Below are 20,031 nucleotides of genomic sequence, written 5' to 3'. Positions count from 1 at the left end.
GTTCCGGCGTAGCTCAGCGGTAGAGCAGTTGACTGTTAATCAATTGGTCGTAGGTTCGATCCCTACCGCCGGAGCCATTTCCAACAATATCAGGCGCTTAGCCGATCAAGGCACTCTCGAAGTCTGCGCGCAGGTTGCGCTTTAGGACCTTGCCGGTCGCGTTCAGTGGCAATGCATCCACAAATACTACCTTATCGGGCACCTGCCACTTGGCGATTTTACCGTCGAAGAAAGCTAGCAACTCCGCTTCACTCGGGTCCGCGCCTTCGGCTTTGACAGCCACCAACAAGGGGCGTTCGTCCCATTTGGGATGCGGCACACCAACAACGGCTGCAGTGGCAAGTTGCGGGTGGGCTACGGCGATGTTTTCCAACTCGACCGAGCTGATCCACTCGCCCCCGGATTTGATGATGTCCTTGGACCGGTCGCGGATAGTCATGTACCCGTCGGGGTCCAGCGTTGCCACGTCTCCGGTCGCGAACCATCCGTCCTGCAGTAGGTCTTCATCCTGCATTTGGAAATAGCTGTCCAACACCCAATGCCCGCGCACCAGCAGATCGCCCTGCGTGACGCCGTCATGGGGCAGATCATTGCCGTCATCATCGACGATTTTCAACTCGACCCCATAGGGCGGACGACCCTGGCTTTCGCGCAGCTTGTGTTGTTCTTCAGGCGGAAGGTCCAGATGTTTGGCCAGTGGGTTGTTCGCGCTTCCCAGCGGACTCATCTCGCTCATGCCCCAGGCATGAACCGTATCGACACCATAGGTCTCGCGGAAGGTTTCGATCATCGAGGGCGGGCACGCAGCACCGCCAATCACAGTGCGGTTCAAGCTGGTGAGTTTGCTACCTGACTTCTCGGCATGTGCCAGCAAGCCTTGCCAGATCGTCGGAACCCCCATTGCCAGCGTCACGCCATATGTATCGACCAGATTCACCAAGGCTTCGCCATGCAGACCCGGCCCAGGGAGCACCATGCGTGAACCCGACATGGCGCAGGCATAGGGCGACCCCCAGGCGTTGACGTGGAACATCGGAACCACCGGCATCACGACATCCATAGCTGAAAAGCCGATGACATCGCGTGTGTTCGATCCAAAACTGTGCAGGACTGTGGAACGATGGGAATACAGAACGCCTTTGGGATTGCCCGTCGTGCCCGAGGTGTAACACAGGCTGGACGCTGTGTTTTCATCGAAACTCGGCCACTGAAAATCGCCATCGCCAGTTTCGATCAGGTCATCATAGAACGCGACGCCAGGGATTTGAGCAACGGCGTCTTCATTCCGTGGGCCCATCAAAACGAAATGGCGCACTTCGGTCAGGTGTTCGTGCAGGGCCGCGACCAGAGGGATGAATGTCGCATCAAAGAACAGAACCCGGTCTTTGGCGTGGTTGATAATGTAAGTCAGCTGTTCCGGGAAAAGCCGGGGGTTCACCGTGTGGCACACAAAGCCCGCGCCGGAGGTGGCATAGTAGATCTCCAGATGTCGCCGGTTGTTCCAGGCCAACGTGCCAATTCGATCCTGCGGCTCCAACCCCAGCTTGGTCAGCGCTGATCCCAGTTTTCGCGCGTTTTGCGCCACTTGCTCCCATGTGGTTTCGGTGACCGATCCATCGGTTTCGACCGAGTAGATCTCGGTCTGGCCATGATAGCGTTCGGCGTGATCAATCAGCGACGAAATCAGCAAAGGCTGCGTCATCATCTGTCCCAGCATGGACATCCTCCCATAATCAGCGTCGCCTCTATTGGGCAGTGCTGTCTGCTTGCCTAATGCCACTCGCCAGCGTGCGCAAAGCAAAGTGTTCAGGGCGTTCCCTAAGAACAGACCCTGCCAATCATTTAATTGTCTGACAATAAAAGAATGCAGCCTGCCTTCACGGCAGACTGCAAAAAACCGCGTTAATAATCGCGGTGGCGCATTGCATAGGCAACCAAGGCCGCGGTCGAGCCGTCCTTGCCAGTCGCGCTTTCTTCTCCGTCCACGATCGGGCCGAGAGATGTGGCAAGTTCCTTGCCCAGCTCAACCCCCCATTGATCAAACGAATTGATGCCCAGCAGAACACCTTCGACAAACACGCGATGTTCGTAAAGCGCGATGATCTGGCCCAGAACAAACGGCGTGAGCATTGGATACATCAACGTTGTCGAAGGACGGTTGCCCGGAAAAACGCGGTGACGGGCCTGCCGTTCCAGCTCGTCCCCTTCCAGCCCCTTCTCCGCCATTCGTTGTCGTGCTTCGCCCAAGGATCGACCGCGCATCAGCGCCTCGGACTGTGCAAGGCAATTGGCCAGCAACAAACGGTGATGGTGGGTCAATTCCGGTTCGTGCCCTTCGGCCGCGACCATAAACTCACAGGGGATCACGTCGGTGCCCTGATGGATTAGTTGATAGAACGCATGCTGCCCATTGGTGCCCGGTTCCCCCCAGACGACGGGCCCCGAGGGTACGGTCAGTGTGCTGCCGTCCATGGCAACAGATTTGCCGTTCGATTCCATCTCGAGCTGTTGAAAATACGCTGGCAATCGCAGCAGGCGCTGATCATAAGGCAGCACCGCCCGGCTGGCATGGCCCAGAACCTGACGATGCCAAATGCCGACCAAAGCCAGCATAACGGGCATATTTTCGACCCAGTCGGCGGCGCGGAAATGTACATCCATCGCCTGACCGCCGCGCAGGAACGCATCGAAGGCGTTCGATCCGACGGCGATCATCACCGGCAAGCCAACCGGACCCCAGACCGAATAGCGCCCGCCAACCCAATCGGCAAAACCGAAAACGCGCTCCTGGGGAATACCAAAGGCTTGGGTTTTGTCTAACGCACTGGACACTGCGGCAAACTGCTTGCCCGGATCGCCGTCGCCATCTTCCATCCAAGCCCGTGCGGTTCGGGCATTGGTCATCGTCTCGATGGTCGTGAAGGTCTTTGAGGCAACAATCACCAGTGTCCGCGTTGGATCAAGCTGGCGCAACGTATCAGCGATATGGGCACCGTCTATGTTCGAAACATAGTGTAGCCTTGGCCCATCGTGATACGGCGACAGCGCATGTGTTGCCATCACAGGGCCTAAATCCGATCCACCAATGCCGATATTGACCACATCGGTAAAGGCGCCCCCTGCCCCGGTGACCGCGCCGCCACGTACCTCTTCTGCGAAGACACGCATCCGTTGCAACGTGTCCAGAACGTCGGGCATGACGTCCAACCCATCAACTTCGACAGGACCACCGTCCAGATTGCGCAGCGCAGTGTGCAAAACCGCGCGACCTTCGGTTTCGTTGATCTTTTGCCCGTCAAACATCGCAGCGCGGCGCGAGGCCAGACCCGCCTCATCACACAACGCGATTAAGGCATTTCGGACCTCATCTGTGATCTGAGTTTTAGAGTAATCAAACAGCAGGTCGCCGGTCGATGCAGAAAAACTCTGCGCGCGGTTCGGATCGGTTTCAAACAGGCCCAGGATGGCTTCGTCCTGAGCGTCGGATGCAAGGGTTTTGAGCAGGTTCAATTGCATCTGCGTTACTCCGCCCAATGAACCGTCATGCCGGTCAGCGTGGCGGCGATCGGGGCCTCTTCTGGTGGCAGCGACATGGCCTTTTCCAACGCGTCACGTTTGGCGACGCCATAGATAATTAGGTGTTTGGAAAGCGCGCCGTCCAGCACCGGGCCGGTCAGCGTGATCCGCGCCTCGGGCTGGGTTTCGGTGCGCGCAACCGCAAGGATGGGCGCATGGCTGTCCAGCGCAGCCTCAAGCCCCTGCATCCCCGGAAACAGTGACGCGGTGTGCATATCCTCACCCATCCCCAATACCAGAACCGACAATGGCAAAACCGGCGCGATCAGGTTTTCGATTTCCGGCAGGACATCGTCGGGTTCCTTACCCTCAAGATACAGCGGCACATACTGGGCAACCGAGGCTCGGTTCGTCAGCAGGCGCTGCCGGATCAGCCGTTCGTTCGAACGGTCACTGTCACCCGGAACGCAACGTTCGTCGGTAGGCAGTACCCGCACCCGATCCCATGCCAAATCAGCCGCGCAAAGACCATCAAACACCGGCCCCGGGGTCGTACCGCCCGGCACGGCCATTGAGACCGTGTCGTGATGCAGCAAGGCAGCCTCCAACTCTCCAGCCAAGGCGTTTGCGACATCAATTGCCAGCATGTCGCGATCAGCATATTCCTGAATCTTCATGGGTTTATTCCTTGCCAGCGGCGACCATCTCGTTTCATCAACAGCTCGGCGTCGCCCGGGCCTGTGCTGCCGCTATCATATGGTTTTGGTACGTCACCGCGCGCGTGCCAGCCCGCGATGATCGGGTCGGTCCAAGCCCATGCGGCCTCGACCTCATCCCCGCGCATGAACAGGGTCTGGTTGCCCCGGATCACGTCCATCACCAGCCGTTCATATGCATCCGGGGGGTCTTGGCTTCCCGACCCTAGCGCCTCGGCGAAACTCATGTCCAAGGGCACATCGACCAGACGCATGCCACCCGGACCCGGCTCCTTGATCGTCACCTTCAGCGTTATGCCTTCGTTCGGCTGCAGGCGGATCGAAAGGACATTCGCGTGGCGTCCGGCCTCTTCGCCAAATATCGAATGCGGCGCGTCTTTGAACATCACATTGATCACCGAAGACCGCGCCACCAGACGTTTGCCCGTGCGCAGATAGAACGGCGTACCCGCCCATCGCCAGTTGCTGATATGCGCCCGCAGCGCCACATAGCTTTCGGTGGTCGAACGTGGGTTGCCCACAATTTCGCGGTATCCTTTTCGGCCGCCGCGGCCATCGAACTGTCCACGCACGATGTGGTGCGGTTCAACTTGATCAAGGGCACGAATAACCTTGAGCTTTTCGTCCCGCACGGCATCTGGATCAAATTTTGCAGGAGGCTCCATCGCGATTAGGCACAGCAACTGCATCAGGTGGTTCTGCATCATGTCGCGCATGGCACCTGCGCGCTCATAATACTCTTCCCGCCCGTCGATACCTACGGATTCGGCCACCGTGATCTGGATGTGATCGACGTACTGGCTGTTCCACAGCGGTTCGAACAGCATATTGCCAAAGCGGACGGCCATCAGGTTCTGGACGGTTTCCTTTCCCAGATAGTGATCGATCCGGTAGATCTGGCTTTCCCGAAAATGCTCAGCCAAGGTCGCGTTCAACGCCTTTGCGCTTTCCAGATCGTGCCCAAAGGGCTTTTCGACGACAATCCGCGTATTTTGCGTCGCCAGATCATGTGCCTTGATCCGCTCGGCCAATGGTCCAAACAGACGCGGGCCAACAGAAAAGTAAAACGCCCTCACCCGGTCATGGTTCAGTTTGTCGGCAAGCTGTTCCCAGCCCTCATTCGAATACCCGTCGAGGGTCACATAGTCGACGCGGTCCAGAAACGCGCGCAATGCGCCCTCGTCCTGGCATTGCGCAGCAGCATGGGTTCGCAGCGATTCGGCGACCATTGCCTGAAACCCCACGCGATTGTGGACCGTGCGCGCAGCGCCAATGATTTGGACGCCTTCGGCCCACTGCCCTGAACAAAAGCGCCGAAACAGGGCCGGTAGAATCTTTCGTTGCGCCAAGTCGCCGGTCCCGCCAAAAATGACGAGATCGAACGGATCAACAGGTATGACGCGAGAAACCATGGTTTTTCCTTATCTTGCCCCGCCGGGCATGTCCAATGTTAGCGCAATCGGTCAGCGTAAATCCCCCATCATCAAAACTCTGTCAGGTCGCACTTGCCTGACTTAACTAATCCGAGTCGAGCAGCTACATCAGAAGTAACTTCAAAGAACCGGATACCGGAATGAAAGACAACGCGCCTCAGACCGCCAATATCGGCAAGTTTCAGAACAAATTGGTGACAGCAGATGGGCAAACCCGCGCTTCCGTAGCGCTGAAAAACCCCGAGACGTTGTGGTTCAATACCGGCACTCTTTGCAACATCGAATGCGTCAACTGCTACATCGCCAGTAGTCCAACCAACGACGCGCTGGTCTATATCACCACCGAAGAGGTGCGCGACTACTTGGACCAGATCGAAGAACGCGACTGGCCGGTGCGTGAGATTGGGTTCACCGGGGGCGAGCCCTTTATGAACCCGGAAATGATCGACATGACTCGTGTCGCGTTGGAACGCGGCTATGAAGTTTTGATCCTGACAAATGCAATGCTGCCGATGATGCGCCGCAAGATGCGCGAGGGGTTGCTGGATCTGAAGCGCAACTATGGAAACAAACTGACACTTCGAGTTTCCGTGGACCACTATCGCCCCGAACTGCATGACGAGGAACGCGGCAAAGGCAGCTTTGACAAGACGATTACCGGAATGGAGTGGTTGCGCGACAACGGGTTCAATATCGCTATCGCAGGTCGCACGGTCTGGGGTGACAGCGACGCCGACAGTCGCGCCGGGTATGAGGCGTTCTTCAAGCAGCACCGTTTTGACATCGACGCACAGAATCCCGGCCAGACCGTTTTGTTCCCCGAGATGGACGAAACCGTCGAAGTCCCCGAAATCACAACCGCTTGCTGGGGCATTCTGGATAAAGCACCCGAGGCTGTAATGTGTTCGAATGCCCGCATGGTGGTCAAACGCAAAGGCGCAGAACGGCCTGCCGTTCTGGCCTGTACCCTACTGCCGTACGAGCCTGAGTTTGAAATGGGCACCACACTGGCCGAGGCCGAGGCCGACGTACACCTCAACCACCCACATTGCGCAAAGTTCTGCGTTCTGGGCGGCGCCAGCTGCTCGGGCTGATCAGTTCAGCTCGGGCGATTTCCAGTATTTTGTGCCTGACGCCCCAGCCGAAACGCGCCAGCCCTTTTTGCTGAGCACAAAGAACGACCGCCCGTCTATGAACCTGAGCGTCTCATCGGTGCGCTCATCTCCATACATCGCGCCGGATTCCGCAGTCGCGTCGTAACCGTGCGTGATAAAACTGTCCAAATCTGCTGGGGTTTCAAACAGGATCACGAATTTGGTCTCGAACCCGCCGATACCGATCGCCGCGCCCACTCCACCGGTTCCCATATTCATATAGGTGTGCTGACCAGTCTCTTTGTTCACGGCAACACCGCGTCCGTACCCTGCGGACACCGGGAACACCGTCACTTTGCGGGAATCGAATGCAGCATATCCCGCGCTGACATCATATAGCGCTTGTGCGTCGGGATTTTCGGCAAGCAACTGCGCCAACACATCGACGGCCATGACATCCAGCTTGGCGCGGGTCTCTTCGGGCGTCGCCTCGTTGGACAGCAAATCAGAGGTGGACGTGATGGTTTCGTCAACCGCGTTCGCCCCTTTTTCGAGTGTCTGCCCGACGGTTTCTGCCCCGCGTCCGACAGCATTAGCCGTACTTTCAGCGCCCTTCTTGATTTTATCAAGGACACCTTCGGCCGACACTGGCCCGGCTAGGCAGATGGCAACTGCAATCAATAAAACTCTGGGCATTCCGTGTTTCCGCTTGTGGCCAATGACTTCGCCGCCACGATACCGGATGCACCGGAAATGTATATGGGTTTGGGCCTGATGCGCCCGGGCGTCAATTCACTCGGAATTCGCCTACCACGTTGCGCCATTCCCCGGGCGCGATCATCTTGCGATGTGTAAACCGAACGGAATGCAGCGGTCCTTCGATCTCTCGCTGCCAGAATTCAATAAAATCGAATAGTTTGGGATGATCCGGCGCAAGGTCGTATTCCTGCCAGATAAATGTATTTAGCACGTGAATATAGTCGGGCATATGATAAAAAAATTCGGCCGTCGTCAGCCCATACCCCTTGAGCATCAGTTCTGTTTCGCTTTGCTCCATGCAGACCTCCAAAATTGTTGCAAGGTCTCTTCAGCATAACACAGAAACCACCTAACCCTTGGTTAACAATATGTTACCCCAGTGTTACGGGTGTTTTTTGCACAGAATGCGCTGCTTGCTTGCACCTTATGTGCCGGGTCTGATAAGGTACATCCACAAGATATAGACCCAGCACAATAAACGGGCAGGTTACGTGAGCGATACGCCAGAAACCCCAGAAAACATGGATGAAACACCGCCCCAGCGTCCCGTATATGACGGCCCGACGGTATCCATCGAATCCGAGATGCGCACGTCCTATCTGGACTATGCGATGTCGGTCATCGTGTCCCGCGCGATCCCCGATCTGCGCGATGGCCTGAAACCGGTGCACCGGCGCATCCTCTATGCCATGCACGAGACGGGCAATACCCACGACAAGTCATACCGCAAATCGGCCCGTCCGGTTGGCGATGTCATGGGTAAGTACCACCCGCATGGTGACAGCGCGATCTACGACGCGCTGGTGCGGATGGCGCAGGATTTCTCGATGTCGCTGCCGCTGCTGGATGGTCAGGGCAACTTTGGCTCGATGGACGGCGATAACCCGGCGGCCATGCGCTATACCGAAGTGCGGATGGACAAGCCTGCCGCATCTCTGTTGGCCGATATTGAAAAAGAAACGGTCGATTTTCAGGACAACTATGACGGTAAGGACCGTGAACCAACGGTTCTTCCCGCCCGTTTCCCGAACATGCTGGTCAACGGTGCCGGTGGTATCGCCGTCGGCATGGCAACCAACATCCCGCCGCACAACCTTGGCGAAGTCATCGACGCAACGCTGGCGCTGATCGATGAACCGGATCTGACATCCGAACAGCTGATCGAATATATCCCCGGCCCTGATTTCCCAACCGGTGGTGTGATGTTGGGCCGATCCGGCGCGCGCAAAGCCTATCTGGAAGGGCGCGGCAGCGTCATAATCCGCTCCAAGACCCGCGTCGAGGAAATCCGCAAGGACCGCTATGCCATCGTCGTGGACGAGATTCCCTATCAGGTGAACAAGGCCTCGATGATCGAAAAGATCGCCGAAGCCGTTCGCGAAAAACGCATCGAAGGCGTCAGCCACGTTCAGGACGAATCCGACCGCAATGGTGTGCGTGTCGTGGTCGAACTCAAGCGCGATGCGACGCCCGAAGTTGTTCTGAACCAGCTATTCCGTTTCTCGCCGATGCAGACCTCTTTTGGTTGCAACATGCTGGCGCTGAATGGTGGCCGGCCCGAGCAGTTGACCCTGCGCCGGTTCCTGACCTCCTTTATTGACTTCCGTGAAGATGTCGTCGCCCGTCGCACTGCGTACGACCTGCGCAAAGCCCGCGAACGCAGCCACATCCTGTGTGGCCTGGCCGTGGCCGTGTCGAACGTTGATGAGGTCGTCGCCACAATCCGGTCATCCGCTGACGCGGCGCAAGCGCGTGAAAAGCTGATGACCCGCCGCTGGCCCGCGGCTGAGATCGAAAGTTATCTGCGCCTGATCGACGATCCTCTGTCCAAGATGAACGACGACGGCACCTATAACCTGACCGAAGTTCAGGCCCGCGCCATCCTCGACCTGCGTCTGCAGCGACTGACTCAGATCGGTGTCAAAGAGGTTACGGACGAGCTGGAAGAACTGGCAGGTAAGATCCAGGAATACCTCGATATTCTGTCCTCTCGAGAGCGCATCATGTCGATCATCGGAGATGAGCTGCGCAGCGTTCGTGAACAGTTTGCCGTGCCCCGTCGCACCGAGATCGTCGATTGGTCCGGCGACATGGAAGACGAGGACCTGATCGAACGTGAGGATATGGTCGTGACCGTCACGTCGGGCGGCTACATCAAGCGTACGCCGCTGGCCGATTTCCGCGCTCAAAAGCGCGGCGGCAAGGGCCTGTCGGGGATGCAGACCAAGGAAGAGGATGTTGTCACCAACCTCTTCGTCGCCAATACCCACACGCAGCTGCTGTTCTTCACGACGGACGGCATGGTCTACAAGCTCAAGACCTGGCGTCTGCCGCAGTCGGGGCGCACTGGTAAGGGCAAGGCAATCGTCAACATCCTGCCGATCCCAACCGGTGTTTCCATCGCCGCGATCATGCCGGTGGATGTACCCGATGAAGAATGGGAAAACCTTCAAATCATCTTCGCCACCAGCGCGGGCGACGTGCGTCGTAACCGCTTGTCGGACTTCACCAATGTCCGACGCAACGGCAAGATCGCAATGAAACTGCCCGAAGATGTTGAGCTGGTGAACGCCCGCATCTGCTCGGAAGATGAAGATGTGATGCTGGTCACCAATTCGGGTCGTGCAATCCGCTTCCGCACCACCGATGTACGGGTGTTCAACTCGCGCGAATCCACCGGTGTGCGCGGTATCAGGCTGTCCAATGGAGACCGCGTGGTTTCGATGTCGGTGATCCGCCATTTCGAAGCGACCCCCGAAGATCGTGTGGCTTACCTCAAAATGCGCCGTGCGGTTGCAGGGCTTACCGAAGATGACGCTGGTGACGAAGAAGAAGCCGCGGCAAGCAGTGATTTCAACCAGGAAAAGTATGCCGAGATGTCGGCAGCCGAAAACCTGATCCTGACGATCACAGCAGGCGGCGCGGGCAAGCTGAGCTCCAGCCACGACTACCCAGTCCGCGGACGCGGCGGGATGGGTGTGGCCGCCATGGACAAGGCGATGCGTGGTGGCGAACTCGTCGCCTCGTTCCCGGTCGATATGGAAGATCAGATCATGCTGGCGACGTCCAAAGGCCAATCGATTCGGGTGCCGGTTGATGGGATTTCGTTCCGCTCCCGCTCGGCCGGTGGCGTGAAGGTCTTCAACACCGGCAAAGGCGAAGTGGTCGTCAGTGTTGCCTGGATCGCCGATCAGGGTGACGAGGACGAAGCGGAAGAGTAACCGACTGATCCATAACACTATTCAGGCGCTACACTTTCGGGTGTGGCGCCTTTTTTAAATCAAAAGGTCTTCAACAGCCCAAAGGCGATCCTGTCCCCAGACACTTTCCCCGGCGACGCGGAAACTTGGGACACCCCACAACCCGATCTCTTGCAGACGGTCCTGATTGACCGCTACCCGATCTCTCCAACGATCTGAGCTAACGTTCGGTTTCGCACTCTGCCAATCCAACCCCGCGTTTTTGACGATAATCCGAAGCCCCCGATCGGTTGCAGCATTCAGACCCTCTGACCAGACGCCGCGCAGGAAGGCGGAACAGAACTCAGGCAGTTTTTCCTGCGCTTCGGCGTAATCCAGTAAGGCATAACCACGCTCGATCCCTTTGCCTAAAGGATCACAGATACGCCCAAATGGGATCCCCAACCGCCGCGCTTCGCGCACGCAATCATAAAGGATGTAGGAGGACTTGGGTGGAGGGACGGGTAAGCCTCGCATCAACATAGGCAAAACCGGCCTCAGAACCATTCGTGCGTTGTAATGGCGTGCAAAATCGACAGCTCGGTCAAATGCCAGATACGAATAAGGGCTGCGGAAAGAAAAGAAGAACTCAATCTCCTGATCTTTAGACTTCTCTTGGTCCAGTTTCACTGAAGGCAAAGACACTATCGGTGACGATCCGCTTCCCAGACCCACGTGCAGCAACCGACTTTCGAGGTAATGAAGACGATCAACGCCCCAATACCATTCACCATCGTAGTGAAACGTTCCGCCGAGATAGTGACCCAAAGCTGAAAGTTGTTGGTCACCATCCTCGATCAGCGCAGCCGGTAAGGGGTGATCAGAAGACGAAAAGCCCTTTCCCGACCAAAGATCTTCGCTGATATCTCGGACATTTTTAACAAAGCTCTCATTCGTCAGTTCGGCTGCCATCTGTTTTTCCGCAATTGCAATGAAAGCCTCGTCAGGAACTGCGCCTTCAGGAGGGCTGAGACCAAGCTTTCGGGCCAGCCTTGCCGCATCTTTGATAGCATTTTGCCGATGTGCTGCCGGGTCCGGCAAAGCCTCGGCCGGAGGGCCCGAAATCAGATGCGGGCGTAGCTCGATATCATAGGTGTCTCGAAACTGCTGTAAGACCTGTGCGGAGAGGTGACAGTATGGGTCGGAAACATCATGGAAATAATGGACAACGCGCGGGCAGTTCAGCACGTGATGCTTTGCCTCCAGCACGCGCCTACGCGCCACCAGGCGCGTGTTGCTGGTCAGAATTGAGGCTAAGTGTGGTTTGACATGTGTTGCAAAGAACAAGGTGGTTCCTTTGGTAAAACCGTTCGAACCACCCTACCCTCATTCAAGTCAAAACCAATGCACCTACACGGCAACTTGACGAAACGTTTTCTGACCTCAGAGCCCGTATAATTCGCCAAATTTTTGTTCCAGATACCCAAGTAGCGGGTCAGGTCCGGGTTCCATACCGCTTGCACGCTGAATCGTCTCGCGCGGAGCGTAAAGCCCGCCATGTTGCTGCACATTCTCGTGCAGCCAATCGGTTGCGCCTGACGTGTCACCTGCTGCCAGTTGCGCATCCAGTTCCGGCACAGCGTTCCGCAACGCTTGGTAAAGGCATCCTGCATAGACATTGCCCAGCGAATAGGTTGGGAAATAACCAAACAGACCCACTGACCAGTGCACATCCTGCAGACATCCGTTCGAAGGTTTGTCGACCGCATATCCGAAATCCGCCTTGAAACGGTCGTTCCACGCGGCCTCAAGATCGTCCACTTGGAGGTCACCGGCCATCAGCGCGCGTTCCAGATCAAAGCGCAGCATGATGTGGAGGTTGTATTGCACCTCATCCGCCTCGGTGCGGATATAACCGTTGTGAACACCGTTGACCGTTGCATAGAACGTATCCGCGTCGGTGATGCCAAAATCGCCAAACGCGTCTTTCATTTGGCCAAACAGCCAACCGGTAAAGGCTCGGGATCGGCCCAGTTGGTTCTCGTAAATCCGGCTTTGGCTTTCATGCACACCCATCGACACACCCCGCCCCAAAGGCGTCAGGGCGTAGGCTGGATCAATCCCTTGTTCATAGGCGGCATGGCCGACCTCGTGAATCGTCGAAAAGAAACAATTGAACGGATCGGTTTCACTGGTCCGGGTGGTGATCCGAACATCCGAGCCACTGCCCGAGCTGAACGGGTGAACAGCCTTGTCGATGCGGCCTGTATTCAGGTCATACCCGAAAGTGGTTGCCAGTTTTTCCGACAATTGCATCTGTTTCAGCTCATCGAAACTCCCCGTCAAAGCCTGAGGCGCAGATTTTTCCAGAACAGCGGCGCGCAGTGCTACCAGACGCGGGCGCATCTGGTCAAAGATTTCGGCGATTTGCGATCCGGTTGTGTAAGGCTCATAATCCTCGACCATCGCGTCGTAGATATTGCCACCCTGCGCCAGTGCAGCGCCTTCTTCACGCTTTAGCGCCACGACCTCGCCCAAAACGGGCAAGAAAGCGGCGACATCTTCGTCTGCGCGGGCCTGCGCCCAGGTTCCCTGTGCTGCTGACGTCACGCGCGCAATGGCCGTTGCCAAATCGGCAGGCACCTTGACCGTCCGTTCATAGGACCGGCGGATTTCGCGCAATTGCGCCTGACCGACCTGGTCCTGAGGGTCGGCTTGTTCCAGCCATTCAGCCACACGGGAATCGGATCGGCGCGCGTGCAAAACCGCTTCAATCGCTGCCATTTCCTCGGCCCGCTGCGACGCGGCCCCCCGGGGCATCACCGTTTCCTGATCCCAGCCCAAACGCCCGGCAATTTCGCCAAGAGCTGAGGTTTCGCGCTGAAATGCCGTCAAATCGTCATATGCACTCATGGAATTCAGGCTCCGCGCAAAGAGGTTGCTATTGGGTAAGCGGTCAGGAACCGCGCCCGCAGGATAAGGGTCCAGACGACGACGGCCATGAACTGGTGGAAGATGGCGATCTGCCACGGGGCTGCGTAGATCACGGTCGCGATCCCAATCACCACCTGCAGCGAAAGCGCTGCGAAGGCCGCGTTGAAGGCAAAGCGAGTTTGCGGATGTGCACTAGTGCTGCCGCGCCGCCAGACGACGATGCCGAAGATGAACAGCAGATAGCCCGCGCAACGGTGGATGAACTGGACCAAACCCGGGCTTTCAAAGAAATTGCGCCACATCGGTTCGAGCATCGTCATGTCAGGCGGCAGAAGCTGACCACCGATCAGCGGCCAATCGGTATAAGACCGCCCGGCGTCGATCCCGGCGACAAGCGCACCAATGAGTATTTGCAAAAAGGCGAAATGCATCAACCCGGTGGATAGCGAGAACAATTTCGCCTCTTTGGCGCGTCGGGCCTGCATCAGGTCACGTTCGTCGCGGCCCAGCTCAAAGATGTACCATGCAAGGAAGCCGAGAATTACAAAAGCCAGCCCCAGATGAATCGCCAGGCGATAGCTGGCCACGGCGATCATCCCCTCGCCATGTGTCACGCCCGAGGCAACCATCCACCAGCCGACTGCACCCTGAACACCGCCCAAAAGGCCCGGAATCAACAACTTACCGGTCCAGCCGGTTGGTATTTTCCGCGCGATAAGGAAGCCAAAGAAGCCAAGAGCCCAGACCAGTCCAATCACGCGCCCTAGTTGACGATGGCCCCATTCCCACCAGTAGATGGATTTGAAGTCACCCAGCTCCATCCATTGGTTCTGAATGCGCCACTGGTCGATCTGCTTGTATTTGTCGAACTCGGCTTGCCAGTCCGCCTCATTCATCGGCGGGATGGCCCCGGTAATCGGCCGCCACTCGGTGATCGACAACCCGCTGTCGGTCAGGCGGGTCAGCCCGCCCACAGCGATCATGACGACCACCAGCGCAAACAGGATCATCAGCCAGGCGCGAATGGCCTTGCGCGCACCCCCGCGGCCACGATCGATCATACCCGGTTGAACGGCTTGTTGTTTTTCAGTGTCTGAGACGTCTTCGAAGATGCTGCGCTTACCGCTCATGCTGTCCTCTTGTGCCTTGGATTTTGTCGCAAGCTAGGGTGAAGCGGAACATAGGTCCAGCCTCAGCCCTTGTCTTTCCAGCGGACCATCTGCCGCATGATCCCATGCAGCATCTGCACATCCGCCCGCGTCATGCGCATCCGCGACCACAGGTTGCGCAGGTTGGTCTTCATACCCTCGGCCTTTTCGGGCGGATAAAAGAACCCCGCCTCTTCCAGCCGGTCTTCATAGTGTTCGACCAGTTTCTCGACCTCGATACCCGTGGCCCAGTCGCCCTTGCCCAGGTCGGTTGCCTGATGAACCACATCGCCGGTTTGGCGCATCCACTCATAGGCGGTCAGCAACACGCACTGCCCAAGGTTTAGCGAGGCGTATTCCGGGTTTACCGGAACCGAGATGATGGCGTTTGCCTTGGCGATGTCTTCGTTTTCGAGCCCTGCGCGTTCCGGGCCAAACAGAACACAGACCTTTTCACCAGCAGCAACCTTTTCGGCAGCCAGTTGCATTGCGCGTTCCGGGCTGTAGACCGGCTTTGTCAATCCACGCTGCCGCGCCGTGGTCGCAAAAACAAAAGTGCTGTCGGATAGCGCACCGGCCAGATCATCATATAGCTGCGCCTCATCCAACAGACGCCCGGCGCCGCTGGACATCGCCACAGCCTTGGGGTTCGGCCACCCGTCCCGAGGTGCCACGATCCGCATCCGATCCAGCCCGAAATTCCACATCGCCCGCGCGGCGGCACCGATGTTTTCACCCATCTGCGGGCGCACAAGCACGAATGAAGGCTGAGATTTATCGCTGGGCATGGCTGTCTCCGAAAGTTCCGCCTGCTCTAATCTGCGCGCACAGGCAGGGCAAGCCATCCGCGTCTTCATTTGGGCCGGAAACCAGCATAAAAGTTTGCTTCCCCGCCGCAATCCGCTAAACCGCGCAAAAGACTGAAAGCGAAGGACGCGCCAATGGACACCCCCGAGCAGCCGCAGATTTACCTGATTACGCCACCGACCATCGAACTGAGCAGCTTTCCCGACCGCTTGGCCAGCGTGCTGGACGGGGCAGAGATCGCCTGTATCCGATTGGCGCTGGCTGGTGGAGATGAAGACACGATCGCCCGCGCGGCGGATGCCTGCCGTGAGGTTGCCCATGCGCGCGATGTGGCGCTGGTGATCTCGAACCATGTTCTGCTGGCGCAGCGGTTGGGGCTGGACGGGGTGCATCTGGATGACGCCGCGCGCTCGGTCCGGTTTGCACGAAAGGAATTGGGCGCGGAAGCCATCGTTGGCAGCTTTTGCGGTGCGTCCAGCCATGACGGCATGTCGGCTGGCGAGGCCGGTGCGGACTATGTCGCCTTTGGACCAGTGGGCGCGTCAACGCTGGGTGATGGCACAATCGCCGAAATGGATCTGTTCCAGTGGTGGTCTGAGACGATCGAAGTTCCGGTCGTTGCCGAGGGTGGCCTGACCCCCGACCTGGTTCGCGATCTGACCCCCTGCACCGATTTTTTTGGTATCGGGGACGAGATCTGGTCACAGGATGACCCTCTGGCCGCGCTGAAGGGTCTGACCGACGCAATGCGCTGATCGGTGCGAGCGTTAACGCTTGCACCTACGCCGGGGCTGCGGCATGACGACGACATGACTCAGAACAGCGACATCCTTTGTATCGGCTCGGTTCTTTGGGACGTGATTGGCCGGTCCGCCAGCGCCATGCGGCAAGGGTCGGACGTGCCGGGGCGGATCACCCGACTACCGGGTGGCGTGGCCATGAATATTGCCATGACACTGGTGCGTTTTGGCATGACCCCCACCCTGCTGACCGCCATCGGGCGCGATCCTGAGGGTGATGAGTTGGCAAATGCGTGTTCCCGACTGGGCATGGTGACGGACCACATTTACCGTTCTCAGGATTTGCCGACCGACCGTTACATGGCGGTCGAAGGGGCCAACGGCTTGATAGCAGCCATCGCTGATGCGCATTCGCTTGAGGCCGCGGGTGCCAAAATCCTGCGTCCATTGATGCACGGGCCTTTAGGGTACGAAAACGAGCCGTTCGAAGGCCCAATCGCGCTGGACGGCAATCTGACACTGAACTTGCTTGAGGAAATCGCCCAAAGCCCCGCCTTTGCCCGCGCCGATCTGCGTGTGGCACCGGCCTCGCCCGGTAAAGCCGAACGCTTGCTGCCGTTCCTGAAACATGCGCGTGCCACGCTGTATGTGAATCTCGAAGAAGCCGGCATCCTGTGCCAGCGCGAATTCAAGGATTCCGAAAGCGCCACCAAAGGCCTGCTGGATCGCGGCGCGCTACGGGTGTTGGTCACCGACGGCGGAAGCTCGGCCACGGTTGGTAATGCGGATGAAATCCTGACCCAAACACCCCCGTCCGTTCTGGTTACCCGCGTAACCGGCGCAGGCGACACATTCATGGCGGCCCACATCGCCTCAGAATCTGGTGGAGCATCCAGCGCCGAGGCCCTGACCCGCGCCCTGAACGCCGCCGCAACTTACGTATCCGGAGAAACCCCACTGTGATCGACATTCAATATTCCGCCGAGGTCCGCGCCGCCAAGGACGCAGGCCAACCCATCGTGGCGCTAGAAAGCACCATCATCACCCACGGGATGCCTTACCCTCAGAACATCGAGGTTGCGGCGCAGGTCGAACAGGACATCCGCGACGCGGGTGCAATTCCGGCAACCATGGCCGTGATCAAAGGCAAACTGCATGTGGGCCTTGAGGCTGATGAGCTGAATGCGTTGGGTCAGGCGCAGGGCGTCGCCAAGCTGTCCCGCGCGGACATGGCCGCCTGCATGGCAACCGGCGGCACCGGAGCGACCACGGTCGCAGCCACGATGATCGCCGCGCATTATGCTGGGATCGAGGTGTTTGCCACCGGTGGCATCGGCGGCGTGCATCAGGGCGCTGAGACAACCTTTGACATCTCAGCCGATCTGCATGAGCTGGCGCAATCCCCGGTTACGGTTGTGGCCGCGGGCGCAAAAGCCATCCTCGATCTGGCAAAAACGCTCGAGGTTCTGGAAACGCTGGGCGTTCCTGTCATCGCCTACGGGCAGGACGAATTCCCGGCCTTCTGGTCGGCCAAATCCCCTTATGCCGCGCCTCTGCGCATGGACAGCGCCGAGGACATCGCCACAGCCCACGCCACACGCCGTGCGCTTGGCTTGCCTGGTGGCCAGCTGGTCGCCAACCCGATCCCGACTGCCGATCAGATCCCGGCCGAAGAACTGGCACCCATCATTGCATCGGCACAGGCCGACGCAGATACGCATCGGATCAGCGGCAAGGGCGTCACGCCTTACCTGCTGCAACGGATTTACGAACAGACCGAGGGGCGTTCGCTGACGGCCAATATTGCCCTGGTTCGTAATAACGCGCGACTGGCGGCCGGAATTGCTCGGGCGCTGTCCGACCGAACCGATTGACATAAGCCTATTGTACCAAGGCACCCAACTGCTTAACTAATTTGGCAGAAAACCGCTCAGGACCGCAATGAACACGCCATTTGACGAAGAACCACAACGCCGCCCGGGCCTGTTTTCGCGACTGCGCGCGTCTTTCCTGACGGGCATCGTCGTGATTGCGCCTGTGTGGCTGACCATTTGGCTGATCTGGTCCGTGGTCGGCTGGATCGACAGTGCGGTACTGCCCATAATTCCACAACGGTTCCAGCCGCAGGAATACGTGGGCATCAACCTGCGCGGTGTCGGCGTTGTCATCTTCCTGATCTTCACTGTTCTGGTCGGATGGATCGCCAAAGGTATTCTAGGCCGGTCCCTGATCCAAATTGCCGAAAGTCTTGTCAGCCGGATGCCCGTTGTCCGGTCTGTCTATTCGGGGATCAAGCAGATCTCGGAAACGGTGTTTGCCCAGACTGAACGGTCGTTCGAAAAAGCCTGCTTGATCCAATACCCGCGCCGCGGCATCTGGGCGATCGGTTTCGTCTCGACCGCGGCAAAAGGCGAAGTCAGCGAGCGGGCGGAAACCGGGGGTGAACTTCTGGGCGTTTTTGTTCCGACCACGCCCAACCCCACCTCGGGCTTCCTATTGTTCTTCCCGGCCGAGGACGTGATCCTGCTGGATATGACCATCGAGGACGCCGCAAAGCTGGTGATTTCTGCAGGCCTTGTTTACCCCAACGAAAAAGACCCGACGCAGCCGCCCGAGTGATCAGCCAAACATCTCGGGCAGGTCGACGGTGCTGCGTGCGCCAAGATCGGCTTTGTGATCGCCGATGAACCGATGCGCCGCGGCGCGCCCGGCTTCCTTCAGCTTGTGCAGGATCACAGGGTTGGGAACCGTCTTGGTCGCCACAGACAAATCATTCATCAATTCGTCATCCGCAATCATGTGGACAAATACGCGGCTCATCTCTCCGGCCGCCAGCTTGCCGTCCGCCAACAGACGCTGAACAAAATTGATCGCCCGCAGCTCGCGAAACAGGGATGAGTTAAAGCTGATCTCGTTGATCCGGTTCTGGATCTGCTGCGGAGTTTTTGGCACCTCATCTCGCTCAAGCGGGTTGATGTTCACGACCACGACGTCTTCAGGCAAATCACTGTTAAACAAGGGATAAAGCGCCGGGTTTCCAGTGTAACCGCCATCCCAATATGCCTCGGTCCGGCCCGAGCTGGGGTCAAATATCTCGACGGCCTGAAACAGGCTCGGCAGACAGGCCGAGGCCAAAATGGCATCCGTTGAAATCTCTTCCCCGGTGAACACCCGGATCTTGCCGCTGCGCACACAGGTCGCGCAGACAAACAACTGGGGTCCCTGATCCGTGCAAATCTCATCAAAGTTGAACCGATCCACAACCGGTTCCAGAGGATTGCGGTAAAACGGACCATAGGCATAAGGCGACACCATTCGCGACCAGGCATCACCAATCGAGAATGGCAGTGAATACTCCATCGACTGGGCAATCTGTGCGGGCTCCAGCGCCTGCATCCAGTTGGCAAGGCGCATATCCCCCACCGCACCCATTCGAGCCCATAGCCCGTCCAGACAAGCCCGTGCGCCGTCGCGCCCGTTGTGGACCATTCCGGATTTGAACGCAGCGCCATTCAGCGCCCCGGCCGAGGTCCCTGTGATCGCCGCAACCTCGATATCTTCTTCGTCCAGAATTCGGTCCAGAACGCCCCAGGTGAAGGCACCGTGCGCGCCGCCACCCTGCAAAGCCAGATTGATCCGTTTCACCGTCCTGCCCCTTCATCTTTTCCAAAATACTCCAGGGGTACGGGGGCAGCGCCCCCGTGA

The 20,031-nt window shown here is 58.1% G+C and carries 17 protein-coding genes and 1 tRNA gene; 7 read left to right on the top strand and 11 right to left on the bottom strand.

What is annotated here, in order from left to right:
- Nucleotides 1-2 precede the first annotated feature (2 nt).
- A tRNA-Asn gene (locus AC2FLJ_RS09235) sits at nt 3-77 on the top strand.
- A gap of 20 nt (nt 78-97) precedes the next feature.
- Here the strand turns inward: AC2FLJ_RS09235 and AC2FLJ_RS09230 are convergent.
- The 4 genes from AC2FLJ_RS09230 to zwf all read right to left on the bottom strand — a co-directional run bounded on the left by AC2FLJ_RS09230 (nt 98) and on the right by zwf (nt 5,644).
- A complete protein-coding gene (locus tag AC2FLJ_RS09230; RefSeq protein WP_496696532.1) occupies nt 98-1,717 on the bottom strand; it encodes a long-chain-fatty-acid--CoA ligase in 1,620 nt (539 codons plus the stop codon).
- Between the two features lie 185 nt (nt 1,718-1,902).
- Entirely contained in the window at nt 1,903-3,516 is a 1,614-nt protein-coding gene (gene pgi / locus AC2FLJ_RS09225) for a glucose-6-phosphate isomerase (RefSeq protein ID WP_496705404.1), read from the bottom strand.
- 5 nt (nt 3,517-3,521) lie between these two features.
- Nucleotides 3,522-4,193, bottom strand: coding sequence for a 6-phosphogluconolactonase (gene pgl / locus AC2FLJ_RS09220; protein WP_496705402.1), 672 nt, complete (start codon nt 4,191-4,193; stop codon nt 3,522-3,524).
- Nucleotides 4,190-5,644: a glucose-6-phosphate dehydrogenase gene (zwf, locus tag AC2FLJ_RS09215; RefSeq protein WP_496705400.1), complete on the bottom strand. Its 1,455-nt coding sequence runs from the start codon at nt 5,642-5,644 to the stop codon at nt 4,190-4,192. Before zwf ends, pgl begins: the two co-directional genes overlap by 4 nt.
- A 161-nt stretch (nt 5,645-5,805) precedes the next feature.
- Here zwf and AC2FLJ_RS09210 point away from each other — a divergent pair, with 161 nt between their 5' ends.
- The gene (locus AC2FLJ_RS09210; RefSeq protein ID WP_496705398.1) at nt 5,806-6,759 is read left to right on the top strand and encodes a radical SAM protein; all 954 of its coding nucleotides are present in this window, start codon (nt 5,806-5,808) and stop codon (nt 6,757-6,759) included.
- Here AC2FLJ_RS09210 and AC2FLJ_RS09205 read toward each other — a convergent pair whose 3' ends face one another.
- Nucleotides 6,760-7,455 (bottom strand): lipid-binding SYLF domain-containing protein, encoded by a 696-nt coding sequence (locus AC2FLJ_RS09205; RefSeq protein ID WP_496705396.1) that lies wholly within the window; start codon nt 7,453-7,455, stop codon nt 6,760-6,762.
- A 91-nt stretch (nt 7,456-7,546) separates the two neighbouring features.
- The gene (locus tag AC2FLJ_RS09200; RefSeq protein WP_058271768.1) at nt 7,547-7,816 is read right to left on the bottom strand and encodes an usg protein; all 270 of its coding nucleotides are present in this window, start codon (nt 7,814-7,816) and stop codon (nt 7,547-7,549) included.
- A 193-nt stretch (nt 7,817-8,009) separates the two neighbouring features.
- Between AC2FLJ_RS09200 and gyrA the strand changes: the two genes are divergently transcribed.
- The gene (gyrA, locus tag AC2FLJ_RS09195; RefSeq protein ID WP_496705394.1) at nt 8,010-10,739 is read left to right on the top strand and encodes a DNA gyrase subunit A; all 2,730 of its coding nucleotides are present in this window, start codon (nt 8,010-8,012) and stop codon (nt 10,737-10,739) included.
- A 54-nt stretch (nt 10,740-10,793) separates the two neighbouring features.
- Here the strand turns inward: gyrA and AC2FLJ_RS09190 are convergent, their stop codons facing one another.
- The 4 genes from AC2FLJ_RS09190 to AC2FLJ_RS09175 form a co-directional block, all read right to left on the bottom strand.
- Nucleotides 10,794-11,966 (bottom strand): DsbA family protein, encoded by a 1,173-nt coding sequence (locus tag AC2FLJ_RS09190; protein ID WP_496705393.1) that lies wholly within the window; start codon nt 11,964-11,966, stop codon nt 10,794-10,796.
- 174 nt (nt 11,967-12,140) lie between these two features.
- Nucleotides 12,141-13,610, bottom strand: coding sequence for a carboxypeptidase M32 (locus AC2FLJ_RS09185; protein ID WP_496705391.1), 1,470 nt, complete (start codon nt 13,608-13,610; stop codon nt 12,141-12,143).
- A gap of 5 nt (nt 13,611-13,615) precedes the next feature.
- On the bottom strand, nt 13,616-14,761 hold the full coding sequence (ctaA, locus tag AC2FLJ_RS09180) for a heme A synthase (RefSeq protein WP_496705389.1): 1,146 nt from the start codon (nt 14,759-14,761) through the stop codon (nt 13,616-13,618).
- 62 nt (nt 14,762-14,823) lie between these two features.
- On the bottom strand, nt 14,824-15,567 hold the full coding sequence (locus AC2FLJ_RS09175; RefSeq protein ID WP_496705387.1) for an RNA methyltransferase: 744 nt from the start codon (nt 15,565-15,567) through the stop codon (nt 14,824-14,826).
- 153 nt (nt 15,568-15,720) lie between these two features.
- Here AC2FLJ_RS09175 and AC2FLJ_RS09170 point away from each other — a divergent pair, with 153 nt between their 5' ends.
- The 4 genes from AC2FLJ_RS09170 to AC2FLJ_RS09155 all read left to right on the top strand — a co-directional run bounded on the left by AC2FLJ_RS09170 (nt 15,721) and on the right by AC2FLJ_RS09155 (nt 18,945).
- Nucleotides 15,721-16,341 carry a thiamine phosphate synthase gene (locus AC2FLJ_RS09170; RefSeq protein ID WP_496696545.1) on the top strand — a complete coding sequence of 207 codons (621 nt, stop codon included), beginning with the start codon at nt 15,721-15,723 and terminating at the stop codon, nt 16,339-16,341.
- Between the two features lie 54 nt (nt 16,342-16,395).
- Complete coding sequence (locus AC2FLJ_RS09165) at nt 16,396-17,289, top strand: PfkB family carbohydrate kinase (protein ID WP_058271774.1); 894 nt, start codon at nt 16,396-16,398, stop codon at nt 17,287-17,289.
- Nucleotides 17,286-18,200, top strand: a complete 915-nt coding sequence (locus AC2FLJ_RS09160) for a pseudouridine-5'-phosphate glycosidase (protein WP_496696546.1) — start codon at nt 17,286-17,288, stop codon at nt 18,198-18,200. Before AC2FLJ_RS09165 ends, AC2FLJ_RS09160 begins: the two co-directional genes overlap by 4 nt.
- 67 nt (nt 18,201-18,267) lie before the next feature.
- Nucleotides 18,268-18,945 carry a DUF502 domain-containing protein gene (locus AC2FLJ_RS09155; RefSeq protein ID WP_113790156.1) on the top strand — a complete coding sequence of 226 codons (678 nt, stop codon included), beginning with the start codon at nt 18,268-18,270 and terminating at the stop codon, nt 18,943-18,945.
- On the opposite strand, the gene AC2FLJ_RS09150 is transcribed toward AC2FLJ_RS09155, so the two are convergent.
- Nucleotides 18,946-19,971, bottom strand: a complete 1,026-nt coding sequence (locus AC2FLJ_RS09150) for a patatin-like phospholipase family protein (RefSeq protein ID WP_496696547.1) — start codon at nt 19,969-19,971, stop codon at nt 18,946-18,948.
- Nucleotides 19,972-20,031 lie beyond the last annotated feature (60 nt).

The organism is Ruegeria sp. CDSA034, assembly GCF_059612275.1.
The sequence above is the reverse complement of the archived record's forward strand: the minus strand, read 5'-3'. Positions and strand labels throughout refer to the sequence as shown.

Coding starts and splice junctions, on each gene's coding strand:
- AC2FLJ_RS09185 (WP_496705391.1), bottom strand. CDS start 13,610: ATGAGTGCATATGACGATTTGACGGCATTTCAGCGCGAAACCTCAGCT.
- zwf (WP_496705400.1), bottom strand. CDS start 5,644: ATGGTTTCTCGCGTCATACCTGTTGATCCGTTCGATCTCGTCATTTTT.
- AC2FLJ_RS09210 (WP_496705398.1), top strand. CDS start 5,806: ATGAAAGACAACGCGCCTCAGACCGCCAATATCGGCAAGTTTCAGAAC.
- AC2FLJ_RS09175 (WP_496705387.1), bottom strand. CDS start 15,567: ATGCCCAGCGATAAATCTCAGCCTTCATTCGTGCTTGTGCGCCCGCAG.
- pgi (WP_496705404.1), bottom strand. CDS start 3,516: ATGCAATTGAACCTGCTCAAAACCCTTGCATCCGACGCTCAGGACGAA.
- AC2FLJ_RS09230 (WP_496696532.1), bottom strand. CDS start 1,717: ATGCTGGGACAGATGATGACGCAGCCTTTGCTGATTTCGTCGCTGATT.
- AC2FLJ_RS09165 (WP_058271774.1), top strand. CDS start 16,396: ATGACTCAGAACAGCGACATCCTTTGTATCGGCTCGGTTCTTTGGGAC.
- AC2FLJ_RS09205 (WP_496705396.1), bottom strand. CDS start 7,455: ATGCCCAGAGTTTTATTGATTGCAGTTGCCATCTGCCTAGCCGGGCCA.
- pgl (WP_496705402.1), bottom strand. CDS start 4,193: ATGAAGATTCAGGAATATGCTGATCGCGACATGCTGGCAATTGATGTC.
- AC2FLJ_RS09170 (WP_496696545.1), top strand. CDS start 15,721: ATGGACACCCCCGAGCAGCCGCAGATTTACCTGATTACGCCACCGACC.
- AC2FLJ_RS09155 (WP_113790156.1), top strand. CDS start 18,268: ATGAACACGCCATTTGACGAAGAACCACAACGCCGCCCGGGCCTGTTT.
- ctaA (WP_496705389.1), bottom strand. CDS start 14,761: ATGAGCGGTAAGCGCAGCATCTTCGAAGACGTCTCAGACACTGAAAAA.
- AC2FLJ_RS09200 (WP_058271768.1), bottom strand. CDS start 7,816: ATGGAGCAAAGCGAAACAGAACTGATGCTCAAGGGGTATGGGCTGACG.